We start from the raw sequence: 17,876 nt of genomic DNA on the forward strand, positions 1-17,876 counted from the left end.
GCCTGCTCGTAGCTCACCAGACAGGCTGTAGGAGAAGTGAGAAGACCGCGGCGTTTATCTTGAGCTTCAAACGAGTGGCGATCGTCTCGGCCAAAAAAAGACGCCGGCGCTGACTGCCGGCGGCTTTTCACTATCGATCAACTTTTCTCGGACGCCTTCGGGTGGCGCTACTGTCGCGTCCAAGCAAGATAGCCTCCCGAGCTATTTCACCCTCACTGAAAACTCTGCGCTATTTACAGCCCGTCCAAACAATCTTCCTCCCGTCCAAAGTAAAAGCGCTCCCGAGCAGGACAAAAAAAGCCCGGCTCGCTAGCCGGGCTTTTGATCAAGGTTAGATCAGATGACGAAGACGTCACGCCGTCGATAGAACGTTGCGCCAACGTCCTCCGGCGGAAAGGCGGGATCTATCCCGAGATGTGTAAGTACCCGTTTTACCGCGCCGATATTTTCACGACGCTCCTTCGCAAGAACGTAAAGCGACACGAATTGGCTGACGAAGTCTGCAAGGGCCTCCTCCCGGACGATTTGCTGTTCGCAACGCTTGACCGGATTGATCGCGATTTCCGACGCGAGATGGCCTAGATCGACAAGCCGCCGGACAACACGGTCGTTGGCGGTGAGCCTCTTTGAAACCTCCCGGAGGCTCAGCCCGCCGTGATCAGGAAGCCTTAACAACTCGTCGATTTCCTCCAGGTCGAACCGCAAGCGTCCCAGCCCAACTCCCTGGTTGGATACCGCAGCCCGCATGAGCCGTCCCTCAAGTAGAAGGTCGATGACCTCGACAAACTTGCAGTTCGTCTTCTTGACGATCTTTTCGATGGGAAGGAATCCGTCCGTCGATTCCATAGACATCGTTGCTTTTGATGTCGCCTTTTCGATGAACATGTCGATAACGCCGGGATCATAAAGCGCATGCATGCCCTGCTGGGAGGTCTCCGGCAGCGCTTCGATGTACCCCTTCGAGAGAGCATTCCACATCGTTCTGGTGACACCGAGCCGAGCCATGGCATCTTCCCAATCCATGGCAGCGCCCACCGCTTTCATCATCTGTCGGGCCGCCGCGGCCTTCATGAGCTTGCGCTCCGGGGTGTAGCCGCTCCCCGGAATTATGATCCCGGCGTTTTCCGCCAGCTTGAGCATTGTTCTTGGATGAATGCGGTATTCGAGCGCGGCGGAATGGACCGAATGCACCCTCCGTTTCGAGATCGGTCCGAAGAGGTAGTCGCCAGGGCCGAACGGCAATGCGTCCAGCGTTACGTCGCACATGATCTTCCGGATCGGATCGTAAGCGGGGTCTTCCGACTCGTGCGCCAGGTGCTCGTAGAGCCTTCCGTATAGCAAGCCGCCTCCGACGTGGCCCTTGGTCTTCCAGAAAGGTTCATGCCATGTACGAAGATGATCCTCGAATGCCGCTCGGCCTTCGCTCATTATCTGAAATCCGATCTGGGCGGCGTCCGCCCAGTCAGCTTCGGACATCCAATCCGAACGGAACATCTTTCCGAATTTCTCCATCGCGCCGGTCATCTCACAAAGACGCGTGACCATGTAGAAAGGAAATTCGTCGATCCATAAGCGCTTGTTATTTTCCCTGGTGAGCCGATCTTCGGCATACCGTTCGAAAGGGTGGCTAACTTGCCTGGGAATGTCCTTGTCGAAGTCTTTGCTGCGGAGAACCTTCTCTACCATTCGTGCGACGTCGTGGTAGCCGCTTGGATCGATATCCCGAGCGTCGATCGTCTGCAGGCCGACTTCATGCCTCCTGCAAGCTCGGATGAAGCTAAAACACCATAGCGTCCGTCCATACGGACGAGCGATCTTGAGACCAGATCCGTTCTCAACGTCCTCTCGCAGGCATCGGGGGCAATAGCGAAGGCGGGAGGTGGAGTACGAGCGCGCCACGATTACTTCGCCCTTTACGGCGGCGGGATTATCGATCTTGCGGACAGACCCTCTGTTTGCATCACGCGGGCCCAGGCCTGCGAATTTCATCAGTCGGCCAACTTCTTCCGCATCGCCGGCGATGATTGCCTGAACATTGAGCCCGAGATGGGAGCAGAACTCGCGCATGCTGGCAACGCCGTTGGCAGCGGCGAGCCTGGAGCAGAAGCTTGGAACGGTCTCGTCACTATGAAAATCGACTGCTACGTTCAATCGGCTCATCGCGGGCGGTCTCCCGCCTTCGGCTTCTTGAAACCGGCGTTGTCGTCGACCTGCTGTTCCGGCTGGTCGCCGAGTTCGGGCTTAGTCTCTATTGGCTCCTTGATCTTGGCGGCGCCTTCAGGAACGGCCTTCCAGGTCGAAACTTCGAAAATGTTGTCGTGCGGCAGGCATCGGGTCCGGTTGTAGTAGGCCTGGGCGAAGTCCGCGATCAGAACTTCGGTTCGGCCGGCCCTGATCGTCACCTCCACGGCGGAACGGATGTGTTCGATGATCGATCCTGCATTTCCTGCGCAGCCGTGGATCAGTTTTTCCGCAACCAAAACTAGGTTCCCGCGTGTGAAGTCGCTACGGCGCATGGCGAGACCGGCATGATCCACTATGATCTCCGTGAGCCAGACCTCCACCCGGCTGGTCTTGGCCGCGGGGACGGGCGATAGTTCGATGATCTCGGAGCGCTCCTCCATCTGCTTGTCGCGCCTACGCAGTTCGGCTAGCGGAGGGACGCCCAACACCACGAGCCTGATAGGCCAGTCCACCGCGTCAACAAGCGAAATGAGGTTGTCCGAGACTTCCTGAAGATCAGATGGATTGTCCACCTTCATCATACGCTGGGCCTCGTCTATGATGCCCCAGCGCACCCGATGAAATCTGATCTGGTCTTCGAGCAGCGGCCACGCCCTGGTCTTCAGGATGTCGTCCCTTACCGGGAACCCAAGATCCTTGACGAAACGGATCGCGACGTTTCGTTGCGTGCACGGCGAGGGGGTCGTCGTCCGGAGGAGCTGTTTGGCGTGACCGTCCTCATCATCGTACGAGTGAAACGCGGGGTCGCCGGCAATCGCATTCTTGATCAAGCGGCTTTTCCCGGCATTGGATTCGCCGACGATGAACAGGATTTTGGCCTTCTTCTCGCCGTTCTGCGAGATCAGGCTACGCTTCATGGCGCCGAGATATTCCTTCACGAGAGCGTCGCGGGGCGTCGAGCAGTTCATCTTCCGTATCGCATCCATGCGATCTGCAAGCTGAACGTCGGCCGGATCCATCGTGGCTCGCAGACGCGCGTCGGCCTTTCTGCGTCTCTCCTCAATGTCGCTGGTGGTATTGGATCGTTCAAACATCAATGCTCCTCGGTATAGCGGGCCGAATAGGTTGTTGGAGATTGCTGGACAGGTTCGTCCTTCGGAGGGGCCTCCTGCGTCGTAGCGGGGTCCTGCTTGGACTTCTTTCCCTTGGTCTTGACGGTTTCGCCGTATTTCGCAGCAACGGCTTCTGGCGACTGGCTTTTCGCCACCTCCAGGTCGTCGGGTTCCGGCTCGTCGTCGATCCCCCAGGCGTCCGCAAGGAACGGCACCATAGAAAAGTCCTGTCCGGAAAGCTGGAGGGTATACTCCGACTCGTCGACGACCCGCAGCGGACGCTGAATGTGCTTCTCGACGCGCGCGACGTGCTCTTCGGTGATGATCGGAGACGCGATGCTATGGGTCATTCGCGCGACTTCGGCGTAGTTGTCGATCGCCAGGATGGCGTCGTCGACTTGATCGAGAGTGCGATTGGTGTACTCGACGTCGATGACCTGCAGTTCGTGCAGCAGGGTTGTCGCCTTCCAGTAGGACATGCCCTTCATGCGATCGAGCCTGGCCGCCACCCGGAGACTTCTTCCGGCCTCGTCGTACGCCGTGATCTCGCCCAAATCCCACACGTCGATACGAATGTTTACCTCCGTGCCTGTGCGATCGCGGCGCATCTGCTGGATCGCAAGGCTCTGGTAGAAGAAGCCCATCACCTCGATGCCTTCGGGTTGGATGACGCGAGTGAGGTTGAGGCCGTAGATGTTGCGCCTATGCCATGAGGTCGGCGGTGGAGGCGGGGGCTTCAGCCTGCAGCCTTCGTCCCATGCCTGACGAGGCGACATGCCTCCAAGTTTTCCGGTGCTTCTCTTGTTGTGGTAGATGTCGACGATCGCCCTAATAAAGACTGCCTCGAGCATGACCGGGTCGACGGACGCGCCCTTCCTTGGGTCGCGATCTCCTCTTTTCACGACGTCCGAAAACGTCCGGCCGCTGAAATTCTGGAGGGTGAGGCCGGACAGGGTGCCGAACACCCGCTCCATAGTGCCTCTCAACCACGGCTTCTTCACAGGCGGGTGTAGCTTGGTGCCGCTGGCATCGGTGATTGTTGTGACTACAGCGTCGCTTGCGTACCACGACGCGCAGTCCAGTCGAGCCTTTCGCAAGCCGACGGCCACCGACCAGTCCGACCTGCATCCGGCATTCCGGGCGATCTGGTTCTTGTTGATGGCTACCAGCTCGAAGGCGGCCCGTGCGGTGTGAACCGAGGGGTTGCGGATGTGAATTCGGAAGGAAAGGAAGAACCCGGTGGCGTGATCCACCACCGCCGAAGCCCAGAAGCGCGCCTGGGCCTTTTCGTAAGCTTCCTGCTCCTCCTCGGTGAGATCTTCCCAGACTTTGATGATCTTTAGGAGCGTGACGATGTCGAGACGGCATTCGTCCGCTTCAACGAGGTCCATCGGAAGGCCGCGATCCTTCCCGATCACGATGTTATATTTCGCCTTCGCCTTCGCCTCTCCGTTCTGACCGAGATAGATCGCGAAGTCAGGAATGGCGGCGACGCGATTATAGAATGTCGTCCGGCAACCGAGATCGAGCTGCATTCCGCCGGGCCGGAGCTTGTTGAGCCGCCGCTCCGTGGCTTTCATCACTCTGAAGATGTAGGCGACGTTGGGGTCGGTGATCGAACAGACGCGCCAGACGAAGCGCCCCTGAAGTTGCTGCTCCTCCGGGGTGAACTCCGGCTCCCGCTCCGCCGAACCGCGGCCGTCAATCAAAGCTCTTGCGTCGTTTCCGGCCTTTGCCAGCTTCGCAGACCATTTGGCGACCGTATCGTACGGCGGCGGCTCGCCGATGGCCGGCAGTTTGTTGAAATGGATTCTGGTGTCTTCCTCGATTTCCGCGAGTTTTTTCATCTCCTTGTAATTCTGCATGAAGCGGCCGCGGATCTCGAACATGATCGTCGGGCGACGATCGTGCGGAATGCCACCCATCTCCTCGCGCGTCTGCCGCAGGAGCATGATCCAGAAGAGCTTGCGCCTCACCTTTCCCTGCTTCTTTTCCGGCAGGTCGCGCACATAGGCCGAGGTCGACGCAAGAAGGTCCTTGCGCCGCGGGTCGTAGTAATCCCGTTCCACGACGAGTTCGTCGACGTCGAGTGCCGCCTTGATCTCGTCGTTGTTCATGATGAAGGGTCGTTGGTCTCCTTCCTTTCGGACGAAGGCCTTCTTGTCCTTTCCGTCGACCTCAATCGTAATCTCGACCTCGTCGAGAAAGATCCGATCATAGGGACCGAAGTCGAATGGATTGCTCGCCATTCCGCCCGTCCGTCAATGGCGAGTGGTCGCCACGACACGCGCGGCGTCGGTGAACCGCAGACCAGGTTTCTCGATCTGGGCGAGACCATCGAAGTGCAGGCAGAGGAGCGCGTTCCAGACAGCGGCGTCTTCGGAAAGCCTGTCCTGTAGGCGCCAGATCTCCGTCGGTCGACCGATGGACCTCAGCGTTTCGAGGACCAGGTCGCAGTCCCGCTCGCAGCGGGCCGCACGCGCCTCGTTGATGTCGACGGCGTTCCATCCCTTGGCGCTCGTGATCTGCTTTTCGCAGAGGACGAGCCAGTGATCCGCGAAGCGGGGAAAGTGTGCGGCGGCGATGGCTCGGGCCTTCGCGAAGGTCTGGTCGGGCGCGAGCTGGTCATGCGCCTTGACGGCATAGGCAGTTCGAAAATTGCGATCGTCCGTTCCGCGGAAGTCGAACGTGTGCCCGGTCCGCACGCCGCCGAACATGAACTTGAGTTCTGGCGGCTGGTCCTCGACGAGAACTGTGCGTCGCCACGACAGCAGCATGTTTGCGAGGTAGTATTCCAGCATGCTCTCGAAAGTCAGCAGCCGGTTCCGGGCGATGTCGACCATGTGCCCGCGTACGCTGCTCGCCGACTTCAGCGAGATCTTACGGCTCGCCGTCGAAGGCCGGGGAGGCTCCCAGACGACGTCGGTGCGATCACCTGCTTCTTCGAACGTGAGCCCCGGATCGCCTTCGGGCGTGACGCCGACGATGATCAGGCGGCCGGCCGAGGGACGGTCGGCGGTAGCGTATCGGATGACGTCTATCACCGAACGGACGGTGCCGCGCTCCTTACGGTCCATGTAGTCGATCAGGCGGCGCTCACGCATTCGCGCCTCCTGCCTGGGAAAGCGCCGATGCGTTGCCGTCTACGAACTCCACCACGTCGGGCATGTGCTCGTCGGGCCAGTCTGGAGACGAAGCGATTGTCTGATCGTCGTCCTTTTCGGACCGCATAGATGACAGGGCGCGAACAAGAAACGCGACGTCGGCACCGGCGCGCGCGAGTTTTCGGACTACTGGTTTCATGGCTTCTCCTAGATCTGGACATGGCTTCGCCGTCCGCGTGGGCGACGCGGTTCGGCGGCCCGGCGATGTGGAAATTCGGACAGGCCCGGTCGGCTAGCGACTAGGCGCGATGGCTAGTGGAGCGAACGTTTCGCTTTCAGGCCGAGCTTCAACGACATCCGCGAAAGCTGGACTGGAGTGACGACGGCGTCAGGAATGCCTTCGCGTACGCGAGGCGCATATTCAGCAATTATTTCGATGACGGCTTCATTGTCCTCCGACGTGCGCGGCGGCGGCTCCTCACAAAAAGCCGCAAGGCGGCGGGCGGCGATCCAAAACCTCTTTCTATCGAACTCAAAGCGTTCTGTCTTTTTTCGCGTCATCGAGGTCTCCTTCGTCAGTATTCGTCTCGGGACCGGCCGCACGGGTTCGCCTTCGTAATACGGAAGGATTCCGTTCACGCGCGACCGATGTTTGTGGACCGCCGCGCCGGGTGAGCGCGGCAGCGTTATCCGTTAGCGTGAGCGCCTGATACGAACCGAAGGCTCGTCCGGCGTCGGGAGGGTGCGCTGGCCTCGAATGCGCTGCCACGGGATACTAAGAACCATCGGCAGGTGCAGAGCGACATAACCGGCGAATTCTTCCTTGGGCGGAACAGGCATCTCGCAACCCTGACGCACGTTGTATTCGACCGTCGCCAGGCGGAGTTTCTCATGAAGGGCGTCCACGCTGCCATTCAGTTCACGCCGCCAGCGGTCAATCACGGCGAAACAGAAGCTGACACCGAAAACGTCCGGCGTAAGGGTGCCCACCCAACGCGGGAACTCAGGGTGGCGTTCGCGTAGGCGGGCAAGAAGATCTTCTATCGTTTCCAAGACATGGCTCCTCGTTCGCAACGACGATTGTCGTTGCGTTGAAAGTGAATTTCGGTCTAATGCCACCGATCCGGCGACGGTGTCGCAGGTTGATAAGCGTTCGGCTTTTCAGTGTGTTAGATCAGCGCCGCTAGGTCGCGGGCACCGCATGCTTTGCTATCATGCGTCTCGTCTCCGGTTTTTTGATCGTATAACCGAAAACGAATCGCTCCGCAGGATCTCGAACGCAAAAAAGATGCGGCGACTCGTTTTTTTGTCTTGGCAGTGAAATGAGAGGAAGGCTGGGAAGGTATCGGTGCGCATGACGGGTCTCCGGTTTCAACGACTGAAAGGAGACCGGACGGTGGCGAAAGGTCGCCGCGATCTCCGCTAGAGCGGGAGCGTCCGTATGGTTATTCGGCTGCGCATGTGCATGTCGTCTCTCCGTCGAGAAGAACCTGACCGATAGTGATTCGGTATCCGCTGAACCGAAAATTGTCCACGAATTTATTTAAATCCGACAGTATTGACGCCGCGGCGGGCGGCGCCTTTCACTGGCGCCCACGCGCGTATGGGAGCGCGTGAGCGCCAGTCGCTTGTCGCATGCAGAACCGGCCGCAATCCTTCCTTCGGAGCCACCGGAGGAAGCGCATGAAGTACATCAGAAGCCGGATGATCGAGTTCCGCGACCGCATGGACCCGCTGCTCAAGGAGCTGAACCTGCGCGCGAGAACCCAGACGAACGAACATGGTGTCGAGGTGTACTTCGTGGCGCGGGACAGGACGCGGGATCCGCTGATGTCGCACAGCTCCGTGTCGATCCTGTTCGAAGACAAGGATTCCACGGGGCTACGCGAAGCGGCGTGGACACACGCCTGTCTTCAAATCGAGCAGCACGAACCGCGCGCCCTGGGAAACACCGGCTGGGCGCACCGGAGGTGGTGGGAATCCATCCCCGTCTTTCTGCCGACCGATCCCGACGAAATGTGGTCCCTCATCGAGAAGAACTTCCGGGAGCAGCCGTTCATCACGATCGAGGAAAGGCCGATGGAGGTTGAGAGCTATGAGCTTGCCGACGCGTTCTTCGCTGCCGAGCGATCCGTCGAAGGATTGGACGTCGGGCGCGAGGTCACGGAGCTGGGCTCGATCGAGAGCCTCGTGTTCCATGACGAATCCGGCAGGGACGTCAGGCTGGAATTCCCGGCTCACGGGTTTGGCCGGGTCTTCGTCGACGGAGAGAAGGTCGGGGAGTTCGACCAATATCACGAGGAGCGGATCGCCAGCATGGCCCGCGCGCTGCAGCGCTGCAACGACTACGCCACCACCTTCCTCCGGAAATGACCTAGTTCGGAAGGTCCGGCTAGGCCGGCCGCCGACAACTGGGTCGGCTGGACGAACCCTTTTTCCTCGGCGTCCAGAAGCGAAGCCAGCCGCCTGATACGCGTCCGGCGTTTGGCGATCGGTTCGATGTCCTCGATCGGCTCGCCACGGCGTAGACGCTCGGCCAGCTCCATACCGATCGTGGTGTCCCAGGAACGTCCGACGCGGCCTCGCAACGGTCTGAATCCGATCCTGCTCTCGTCGAGCAACGGCTCGGCCAGGGCCGCAGCCAGGTCGAAGCGAACGCCAGTGAGGGCCGTGTAGATCGCTAGGCCGAACGCCTTTGCGACAATAGGGGGGAAGGCGTCGCCGACCATGTCGATGTTGCCGCCTCCCTCCGCGTGAAAGACCCATCGGTCAGGGAATCCTTGAGCGCGCGCCAGCACGTCCAATGTGAGCTTGGGCTTAAATCCTTCATCCTGCGCTTCGAGGAGAGACGGCGGACCACCGGCGAAGCTCGTGCCGTCGAATCCCGCCTTGGCTAATCGACGGAGCCGGGAGTGCCGATCTTCTGACGACGTCTTCGTGACGGTCGGCAAGCGCTCCGTCGCAAACTTCTCGCGCCACGACTTCGCCCACTGGTCGTACTTCCACTGAGGGCTTCCCGACATCACCGAACTCTTCAATTCGTCCGGCGTCTCGTGGCGGATCACCAGAGGACCCAGAACGTCGGAAACGTATCCCTGTAGAGGCGGAGCTGTCCGCGGGGGAATGAAGAAACCTTCCACGTCGTTTCGAAGACCGACAATGACGATGCGTGTGCGGTCCTGCGGAAGACCGAAATCGGACGCGTCGACGGTCACGACGTCCACCCTGTAGCCAAGCGACGACAAGTCCGCGCATATGCTCGCGAGGTAGGAGGCGTGCTTCGTGTCCTTCATGCCAGGGACGTTTTCGAACATGAACGCTCGCGGGCCGACGAGCTTCACCGCCCGGATCATATCAGGGAACAAATCGTCCTTGGATCGACGGCCCAGCCGATGTCCGGCTTGCGAGAAGGGCGTGCAGGGCGGACCGCCGGCCAGGAGATCGATGTCCTTATAGGCCGCAAATTCGCTGTCTGCGACTTCCCTGATGTCGACCCTCCTGACGTTCCAGCTCGACCAGTTGCGCTTGAGCGTCCTGACGCGCCTGCGCAGCTTTTCGTATAGAGCCACATGCTCGAATCCCGCCGACATCAGGCCGATCGCCTGACCGCCGCCGCCCGCGCATAGTTCGAGCGCACGCAGCTTCCCTGGAGGACGCACGGCAAGCTCGACGTGACCCGAGCGGGAAGGCGCGGAGTTCGTCGCGAGATAGAAGAGCGCGTCCGTCAGCTCGGTCAAATGCAGATCCGGAGGTTCCGGATCGAACGAGAAGCCGCCGTTGTCGGCGAACCGCCCGGAGGCGAACCTGCGCAGGGCGGCCACGGCCCGAGCGAGGGCTTCGTCGTGCGTGTCCTCTTCTGTTGCGCCGAAGGATTCGACAAGTCCAAGATGGCGCTCGACGTCGCGGCATGCGGACTGCGCCAGCTTCACGATCGCGGTAAACGCGCTGTCATATCCCTCGCGGGCTCCGGGTCTTTCGAATCCATCGTCGTCAGACCGCTGGACGAACTTCTCGCGGAATTGCCAGATCTCCCTTAGCAGCGCATCGACCTTGGATTCGATCGACTTGATCGCGAGCGCCGTAGCTTTGCGGCCGAAGGATTCGAAACTGCTCGAGCGGGCGTCTTCGAACCTTTCCTCCTCAGTCTTCCCAGTCCGGTGCATGAAGGATTCAAGTCGGGCGACCGCGCGCTCGTCGAGACGTACGCCGCCACGGACGGTCGCCGCGGCGGAGTCGTACGCCTGGCTGGACGCGATGGCAGGAGAGGCGATCGTGGCGAACAGAGGATCCTCGTCATCAAACAGGTCCTGATGCTCGGCAAGGAGCCGGCCGAAGCTTCGGATCACGTCCAGTTCCTGTTCACCGACGCCGGCTCTGGTCTTCAAAAGCGCGGACACGAATTCGGGATCGGCTGCCCCGTCCAGTTCGCCGACGATTTTCGATGCGCGTGACAGAGCGATCGAGATCGCCTTGAGCTGATTTTCCACGTCGTCTGCGGCCTTCACCACCCAGGCTTCGTCAAGCAGGTGTTCGCGATCCATGTCGGCCCTCCATTGCAGGGCGATCCGTACCAGACGTCGGTTGCATTAGTGGAAAAGGAATTGGTGAATTTTCACTGACGACAGCGTCCGGCCTTGCGGCGGTGGAAGGAATTCGAGCAGGAGGCCCCTAAAAGATCCTCAACGGAGGGTGAAGGCTTGGCAGCGGTATCGGCGTGGCGGGCTCGACCACCCATCGGTTCTGAAGAGGATTAAAGACGCCGGGAAGGGGATGATACCTGTCGATCAGCTCATAGTCGGCGTCCGTGGTGACGATCGGCGTTTCATACGCTATGGAGACCGCAGCTATCATCAGGTCATGGCTGACCCGCTGGTTGTTTGCTTTGGGCTGCGCGTGCCAGAACTGCTTCAGCTTTGGATTCGCCATCATGTCGGCAAGTATATCCTCGGCGACCTTTCCCATCCCAAAGTAGATGAAGTCCGCGCGGTCCAGATCCTCGACCACGGCTCGAATTCTTGCCGCCACATGCGGATCTCTCGTCAGGCGCAGTCCGCGCTTGACCTCCAGCACGACCGGAAAGCATAGGCAGAAGTCCACGACGTGCGAAGCTGCCTGTAGCCAGATCCTTAGTCCTTCCGGCGGCCTCCGACGCGCTCGGGCACTGATGATCATGGTATCCAGCAACAGCCTTGGTCTTCCCGCGGAGATGAGATTGCCTTCGCCGGACATGTGTAGCTCGAAGAGAGAATTGCTCTTGCGGCGAAGAAACAGTAGATTAACGTTGACGTCAACTAAATGGGTTATGTGAGTCTATTGGGATATTCGGACGCATGGAAAAGGTCTGGAGCCGAAATGAAGCCGAGGCGGATGCCGCAACGTTGTTCGACGCTGCTCGGTTGACGCCGCAGACGGTTCGGGAGCATGACGGCAAGTTCATCGTCCGCTTCGAGCCGAAAGCTAAGACGCCGGTTTCCGAGTGGGCGGTCCGCGCCGGCACGCTCGAAGACGACGACGTCCTCTGAGTGATGGTGGAAGGATGTGAATGGCTCCCGCCAAATATCTTCCTGGTGGCCGACCCATCTACTGACCACATTCCTAACGGCCTAGCGATATACTTACCTGGGGATGATAGTCGCCGTACTCGGCGCGGCGCTTATCCTGCAGCCTTTACAAGAAGAAGATAGACTATAGCGGCTATCGGCGCGACAAATGCGGCGATTGCCGCCCAATCCCCTGTTCTCAGGTCACGCAAATTTTTCACAGTCCTAGGCATTGATGCACTCTCCTCACTCTATTGAAGCTAGGCATGATATTCTGCCGGCGTCAAACTGAGAATGGCCGGCCGACACGCTCATCCCGATATCAACTATTCCACCTCCGACTTCACATAGAGGCCGGCCTGCAAGGTTCCTCTTTCTCAATGTTGCCAACGATCCATATGGCTCGCTGCCGCAGCCATGGTCGCCCGGATTGACGACTACAGAGACGTCGTTCTCTCAGTAGTGTAGCCGTTCCTGCTTGCAGAAGTCGGCGGCATCGAATCCTCGAGAATTGAGAGATCGACACCATGCCACCTCTGCGCCTCCATAGTTCTCCGATTTCATAATGGGCCGGCGTTTTGAATCGCTTAAACATTAAGGCCTCGCTTATGCTTCGATCAGGGGCCGTCCCTTGAACGATCGGAACTACATACGATGGCATTGACGCCTACCTTCAAAGACATACCGGATGGAAAAGTGGCGGAGGCGACCGAAAGGGAGTTTCTTCGCGGCCTCGCTGTCTGAGCCGGCGCGCAAAAACTGCGCCGCGCCCGGTCGACTTCGTCATCTGAGCGTCAGCTAACTCGTCGGCTGTCCGCTCGCGTTCTTCACAAAGCCCTTTGGTGCGTAGACTTTCACAGGGGCGGTGAGAGGCTCACCCGCTTGAGCAATTGTTGATTCATGGCGGCGTCGGCCGGTCTCCTGCGGAGAAGGGGTCGGGCTTGTGGCGCTTGGCCAATAACCAGTCGTGGTAGGTTGGCGGCGAGCCGCGAAGGCGCTTGTCGTCCGCTCCGTGGATGGTGCGGGGTCGCCGCGGATATGATAATATGTGCGGGGCATTGACCACGGGAGGGGAAGATGCGCCGAATCCTTCTGTCTCTGATCCTTTGCACTCAGCACGCATCGATGTCGTTCGCATCCGGACCTGCGGTCTTCTACACGGGTTCGTTCGGCGACAACCGGTCTGTCGACCTCAGCCTGGCTGAGGGCGGGCCTGCCCGCGATCCCGCCTTCGATTTCGAGGTCGTCATCACGCTGACGGAATTCGACGGCGGCGGGGCGGAGCTCTATCGCGATGGAGGAAGACACCGGGCAAGCGTTCGCTGCTTCTCGCCCGCCGTGGTGCGGGTCAATTCCGTCAACTATATGGTCGACGTTTCGACGCGGCCGGGAACGGACTGGAAGCACGATCTCTGGGCGGCGCTCTGCACCGCTCCGGTTTCCTGAGCGGCAGCTCAGCGTGGCTTGATCGATCGAGGCGTCACCCCTTCCGGGGGCGGACCTCTAGGAACACGTATGGCGCGCCGGTTCCCGAGGGGATCGCATAGACGTCATAGACCGCGGCCGGATCGACACCCATTCCCAACGAGCCAGGCGGCATGCCCGGCACGGCCAGCCCTCGGACGGGCGGCCGCTCTCGGAGCAGGCGCTGGACGGCCTCGAGCGGCACATGTCCCTCAAGGTAGTATTCCTCGACGACGGCGGTGTGGCATCCCTGCATGTCAGCAGGCACGCGAAGCCGCGTCTTGACAGGGGCAAGGTCGTCGGTATCGCGGACGTCGAGGAAAAATCCTGCTGCCTCCATCGCCTTCGACCATTCATGACAGCAGCCGCAGTTCGGATCCTTGTAGACCGTCATCTTCGTCGGCGCGTCGGCGCGGACACCTCCACCAGGGAGCACAAAGGCGGAGGCCGCCATTGCAAGAAAGCTTCTCCTTTGCATCGTCTCCACTCCGTGATGTCCCGCCGCCCGGATCGGGGCCGGACGGCGGTAGGCGGTTACTTTACATTGGTGACGGTCAGCTTGCCATTCACGCGTTCGGCAACGAACTCGATGTTCGAGCCTTCCTTCAGTCTTTCGAGCAGAGCCGGGTCTTCGACCCGGAAAACCATCGTCATCGCAGGCATGTCGAGGCCCTTCAGGTCCTCATGCTTGATGGTGACCTTCTTCGCCTTGGCGTCGACCTTATTGACGACACCCTTGGTGAATTCCTGGGCGAACGCACCGAAAGCCGCGCTGGCAGAGAGCAGGGCGGCCACGCTGATTTTGATCAGGGCAGTTTTCATGTTCGTAGCTCCTTTTTGCGGATTATTTCCCAGCGACGGTGACGTCGCCGTGCATGCCGGCTTCGTAATGGCCGGGGATCAGGCAGGCGAACTTGAATTCGCCGTCGGTGGTGAACTTCCAGACGATCTCGCCGGATTGACCAGCCGGAAGGCGGATGGAATTGGCGTCGGCATGTTCCATTTCAGGGAACTTCTCCATGACCTTCTTGTGCTCCAGAATCTTGTCTTCCTGATCGAGCACAAATTCGTGGTCGATGGTTCCGGCATTCTTGATCGCGATCTTGACCGTCTGCCCCTTGCGAACGTTGAAGACCGCGGGGGTAAACAGCATCTTTCCGTCGTCGGTTTCCTTCATCGTGACGCGGATGGTCTGTGTCGCCTTGGCCTTGTCGCCGGGTTCTCCGATAGCCATCTTCTCGCCGTGCCCACCGGCATGATTGCCGGAGGCAAGTGCTGGCGACGCGAGTGCTGCGAGGGCCAATGCCATGAGATAATTCTTCATCCGTAATTCCTTTTCGATGTTGAGATCGGACCTCAGCCGTTTGTCGGCTTCGGCGTGATTTGCGTTTTTGCGTCTTTGGCCTTGGTCGCGTCCGGAAGTTCTCCGGTCCACTCGAAGGCCTGCGTTCCGGGCGGGTTTTCGTACCAGCCAGGATCTGAGTAATCGTCTGATGAGATCCCCTCGCGGACTTTCACGACCGAGAACATGCCGCCCATTTCGATCGGACCATGCTGCCCCCAACCGGTCATCATCGGAACGGTGTTCTCGGGGATGGGCATTTCCATTTCGCCCATGTCGGCCATGCCCTTGGTGCCCATGGGCATGTATTCCGGCTGCAGCTTCCTGATCTTTTCGGCGACCTTCGATTTGTCCGCACCGATGAAGGTTGGAATGTCGTGACCCATGGCGTTCATCGTGTGGTGCGACTTGTGGCAGTGGATCGCCCAGTCGCCGAGATACTTGGCGTCGAATTCGTAGGCACGCATCGCGCCGACAGGGATGTCGATGCTCACCTCCGGCCACCGCGCTTCCGGCCGCACCCAGCCGCCGTCGGTACAGGTCACCTCGAAATCGTAGCCATGCATGTGGACCGGATGGTTGGTCATCGTCAGGTTGCCGACGCGGACGCGCACCCTGTCGTTCTTCGACACGACGAGAGGGCTGATGTCCGGGAACACGCGGCTGTTCCAGCACCACATGTTGAAGTCGGTCATCTCCATGATCCGCGGCACGTAGGAGCCGGGGTCGATGTCGTAGGCGTTGAGGAGGAAGACGAAGTCTCGGTCGACGCGCATGAACTTGGGATCTTTCGGATGGATCACGAAGAAACCCATCATGCCCATGGCCATCTGCACCATCTCGTCGGAATGCGGGTGGTACATGAAGGTGCCGGATTTCACGAGGTCGAACTCGTAGACGTAGGTCTTGCCGACCGGAATGTGCGGCTGCGTCAGCCCGCCGACGCCGTCCATGCCCGATGGCAGGATCATGCCGTGCCAGTGGATCGTCGTGTGCTCCGGCAGCTTGTTCGTCACGAAGATGCGGACGCGGTCGCCTTCGACCGCCTCGATGGTCGGCCCCGGAGACTGTCCGTTGTAGCCCCAGAGATAGGCGGTCATGCCGTCGGCCATCTCGCGCTCGACTGGTTCGGCGACGAGGTGAAACTCCTTGACGCCGTTGTTCATCCTGTGGGGCAGGGTCCAGCCATTGAGGGTGACCACCGGCTGATAGTCCGGACCTGAGGCCGGGTGGAGTGGCGGCTGCATGTCCGCCGATTCCATTGTCGGTGCGTCGGGCAGGCCCATCGCCGACGTCTTCGTCCAGGCGGCTGCGGTGAGCAGAGTGGCGCTGGCTCCAAAAAGTTGTCGTCTGTTGAACATGGTGTGTCCTTTCTCAATGACCGCCGCCAGCGCTGCTTTGGGAAGCAGCGGCGACCTCGGTCTCTGCCGTCGCCTTCGTCGCGCCGCCGCCGTAGATCGCAGGCGCGAGGTTAGCTTCGGCCAGCCAGAAGTCGCGCTTTGCGTTGACGGAGAGCAGGATGGAGTTGATCTTGTCACGGGTGTCGGTGAGCAGCTCGAAGGTGTTCGAGATCATGCCGTTGTAGGTCAGCAGGGATTCTTCCTCGACCTTGGTGCGCAGCGGTACGACGTCGTTGCGGTAGTGCCGCGCGATATCGTAGTTCGAGCGGTAGGCTTCGTATGCGGAGCGTGCTTCCGAGCGGACGTTGACGGCTTTCTCCGCCAAGAGGTTCGCCGCCCGCATGTAGGAGAGCTCGGACTTGCGCATCCGGGCCTTGCCGGTGTCGAAGATCGGGATGGCGAACTCAAGCTCGACCTGCGCAGTGGTTCGCGTTTTCGTCTCGTCGTCCTCGATTTCGCGTTCCGTTTCGAAGCCCGTCAGGATTTCGAGGTCGGTGACATAGCGCGTTGCCTCGGTCAGGCCGTATGACCTGGCGGTGGCTTCGAGTTCGAGCTTTGCGACCTGGAGGTCTATCCGATTTCGGAGTGCTTCGGCCTCGATGGTGTCTCGCCTGACGACGGACTTGGGTAGCGGGGGCAGGCTGTTCGGGACCTGATAGTCCAGATCGGAGCCCCAGAGGCCCATCAGCCGAGTCAGCTCCTCCTTGGCAAGACGGGCGGACAGGCGGGCCTTCGCCGTTTCTCCGGCGAGTTCGGCGACGAAGACATGCTCACGGGCTTGAGCGCCCTTGGCCATAGCGCCGGTCTCGCCAAGCTTCTCCGCGAGTTCCGAGGCTGCGTCGGCGGTCGCCTGGGCACGCTGGAGCTGCCCGACGGTCTCCCATGACGCCACCGCGCCGATCCAGGCGCGCCGGGTGTCGGCGGCGACCTGAAGCGTCTCCACCGCCGCGGTCAATTGCGCCTGCCGGAAGCGGGTGTCGGCGATCGCCATGTCCCTGTTCTTCGTGGCGAGCGCCAGGATGTTCGTCGTGATCATCCCTTCGATCGTCTTGAACGCCTCCAGGCCCGGCGCGCCCATGCCTGTGGTGCCGATGGAGACGGTCGGGTTGAGGAACATCGTCGACTGCCAGGCGTCGGCGGCGCTGTCGCCAAGATCGGCATAGGCGGCCTGCAGGCCCTTGTTGTTGAGCAGCGCGATCTGGACGGCCGTCTCGACGTCGAGAGGCTTCGTCCGAGGAAGCAGGCTTTTGACCTGCGCGGCCGCCGATCGGGCCTGGTTCTGGTTCTGGATCCAGACGGTCTCTTTCGCCGTGACGGTGGCGGTCTTGTTGGCAACGGAGGTGAAGCCCGCCTCCTTCCGGGAATAGTCGGCGCCTGTGACACAGCCGCCGAGCGTCAGGGGGAGCGCCAGCGCCATCAGCAGTATTCTCGGGCTGCTCATGAGGCGTCTCCCTTGGCTGGAGACTGCAGATCGTTCTGCCGACGCCATGGCTTGGGGTCGACGGGTTGCCGGGTGACATAGCCCGAGATCGGCGACCTGTAGACAAGTGAGCGCGCCGATGGCTGTTCGACCGCGGCGGACGACGCCACCACGTCGGGAGGAAGCGTGGATGCGCAGCCGCCGACCAGAAGCGGCAGTCCCACCACGAAAAGCGAGGGTTTCATTATGAAATGTCCGAATAAGAGATTAGCCTACGGGCGCTTGCCTAACGGGCAGGCGACCGGCTGGA

The 17,876-nt window shown here is 60.4% G+C and carries 18 protein-coding genes; 3 read left to right on the forward strand and 15 right to left on the reverse strand.

The window, feature by feature from the left end; translation table 11 throughout:
- Positions 1-336: 336 nt before the first annotated feature.
- The 7 genes from AC2444_RS07650 to AC2444_RS07680 form a co-directional block, all read right to left on the reverse strand.
- The gene (locus AC2444_RS07650) at positions 337-2,160 is read right to left on the reverse strand and encodes a TniQ family protein (protein WP_128448931.1); all 1,824 of its coding nucleotides are present in this window, start codon (positions 2,158-2,160) and stop codon (positions 337-339) included.
- Positions 2,157-3,203: an ATP-binding protein gene (locus tag AC2444_RS07655; RefSeq protein ID WP_164902753.1), complete on the reverse strand. Its 1,047-nt coding sequence runs from the start codon at positions 3,201-3,203 to the stop codon at positions 2,157-2,159. The genes AC2444_RS07650 and AC2444_RS07655 overlap by 4 nt, the downstream gene beginning before the upstream one ends.
- A gap of 74 nt (positions 3,204-3,277) precedes the next feature.
- The gene (locus tag AC2444_RS07660) at positions 3,278-5,545 is read right to left on the reverse strand and encodes a Mu transposase C-terminal domain-containing protein (protein ID WP_128448937.1); all 2,268 of its coding nucleotides are present in this window, start codon (positions 5,543-5,545) and stop codon (positions 3,278-3,280) included.
- Between the two features lie 12 nt (positions 5,546-5,557).
- Positions 5,558-6,400 (reverse strand): hypothetical protein, encoded by an 843-nt coding sequence (locus AC2444_RS07665; RefSeq protein ID WP_128448940.1) that lies wholly within the window; start codon positions 6,398-6,400, stop codon positions 5,558-5,560.
- Entirely contained in the window at positions 6,393-6,599 is a 207-nt protein-coding gene (locus tag AC2444_RS07670; RefSeq protein ID WP_128448942.1) for a hypothetical protein, read from the reverse strand. Before AC2444_RS07670 ends, AC2444_RS07665 begins: the two co-directional genes overlap by 8 nt.
- Positions 6,600-6,712: 113 nt before the next feature.
- Positions 6,713-6,961, reverse strand: a complete 249-nt coding sequence (locus tag AC2444_RS07675; protein ID WP_128448944.1) for a hypothetical protein — start codon at positions 6,959-6,961, stop codon at positions 6,713-6,715.
- 132 nt (positions 6,962-7,093) lie between these two features.
- Positions 7,094-7,453: a hypothetical protein gene (locus AC2444_RS07680; RefSeq protein ID WP_128448946.1), complete on the reverse strand. Its 360-nt coding sequence runs from the start codon at positions 7,451-7,453 to the stop codon at positions 7,094-7,096.
- A gap of 651 nt (positions 7,454-8,104) precedes the next feature.
- Between AC2444_RS07680 and AC2444_RS07685 the strand changes: the two genes are divergently transcribed.
- Positions 8,105-8,773: a hypothetical protein gene (locus tag AC2444_RS07685; protein ID WP_128448948.1), complete on the forward strand. Its 669-nt coding sequence runs from the start codon at positions 8,105-8,107 to the stop codon at positions 8,771-8,773.
- Here the strand turns inward: AC2444_RS07685 and AC2444_RS07690 are convergent.
- Together AC2444_RS07690 and AC2444_RS07695 are read right to left on the reverse strand one after the other, a co-directional pair.
- Positions 8,746-10,941 carry a DNA cytosine methyltransferase gene (locus tag AC2444_RS07690; RefSeq protein WP_128448950.1) on the reverse strand — a complete coding sequence of 732 codons (2,196 nt, stop codon included), beginning with the start codon at positions 10,939-10,941 and terminating at the stop codon, positions 8,746-8,748. The two genes, AC2444_RS07685 and AC2444_RS07690, sit on opposite strands and share 28 nt — an antisense overlap.
- Positions 10,942-11,068: 127 nt before the next feature.
- The gene (locus AC2444_RS07695) at positions 11,069-11,629 is read right to left on the reverse strand and encodes a type II toxin-antitoxin system VapC family toxin (RefSeq protein ID WP_128448952.1); all 561 of its coding nucleotides are present in this window, start codon (positions 11,627-11,629) and stop codon (positions 11,069-11,071) included.
- A gap of 101 nt (positions 11,630-11,730) precedes the next feature.
- On the opposite strand from AC2444_RS07695, the gene AC2444_RS07700 reads away from it, so the two are divergent.
- Positions 11,731-11,922, forward strand: a complete 192-nt coding sequence (locus AC2444_RS07700; RefSeq protein ID WP_128448954.1) for a hypothetical protein — start codon at positions 11,731-11,733, stop codon at positions 11,920-11,922.
- A 1,095-nt stretch (positions 11,923-13,017) separates the two neighbouring features.
- The gene (locus AC2444_RS07705) at positions 13,018-13,386 is read left to right on the forward strand and encodes a hypothetical protein (RefSeq protein ID WP_128448956.1); all 369 of its coding nucleotides are present in this window, start codon (positions 13,018-13,020) and stop codon (positions 13,384-13,386) included.
- 34 nt (positions 13,387-13,420) lie between these two features.
- On the opposite strand, the gene AC2444_RS07710 is transcribed toward AC2444_RS07705, so the two are convergent.
- The 6 genes from AC2444_RS07710 to AC2444_RS07735 are packed head-to-tail and all read right to left on the reverse strand — an operon-like array spanning position 13,421 to position 17,811.
- Positions 13,421-13,882: a DUF411 domain-containing protein gene (locus AC2444_RS07710; RefSeq protein ID WP_128448958.1), complete on the reverse strand. Its 462-nt coding sequence runs from the start codon at positions 13,880-13,882 to the stop codon at positions 13,421-13,423.
- A 56-nt stretch (positions 13,883-13,938) separates the two neighbouring features.
- Positions 13,939-14,226, reverse strand: coding sequence for a copper-binding protein (locus AC2444_RS07715; protein ID WP_028732234.1), 288 nt, complete (start codon positions 14,224-14,226; stop codon positions 13,939-13,941).
- 22 nt (positions 14,227-14,248) lie between these two features.
- Positions 14,249-14,728, reverse strand: a complete 480-nt coding sequence (locus AC2444_RS07720) for a cupredoxin domain-containing protein (protein WP_028732233.1) — start codon at positions 14,726-14,728, stop codon at positions 14,249-14,251.
- Between the two features lie 32 nt (positions 14,729-14,760).
- The gene (locus AC2444_RS07725; protein ID WP_128448961.1) at positions 14,761-16,107 is read right to left on the reverse strand and encodes a multicopper oxidase family protein; all 1,347 of its coding nucleotides are present in this window, start codon (positions 16,105-16,107) and stop codon (positions 14,761-14,763) included.
- A 13-nt stretch (positions 16,108-16,120) separates the two neighbouring features.
- The gene (locus AC2444_RS07730; protein WP_128448963.1) at positions 16,121-17,587 is read right to left on the reverse strand and encodes a TolC family protein; all 1,467 of its coding nucleotides are present in this window, start codon (positions 17,585-17,587) and stop codon (positions 16,121-16,123) included.
- Positions 17,584-17,811 carry a hypothetical protein gene (locus tag AC2444_RS07735; RefSeq protein WP_128448965.1) on the reverse strand — a complete coding sequence of 76 codons (228 nt, stop codon included), beginning with the start codon at positions 17,809-17,811 and terminating at the stop codon, positions 17,584-17,586. Before AC2444_RS07735 ends, AC2444_RS07730 begins: the two co-directional genes overlap by 4 nt.
- Positions 17,812-17,876 lie beyond the last annotated feature (65 nt).

This window comes from Rhizobium sp. WSM1328 (assembly GCF_057653715.1).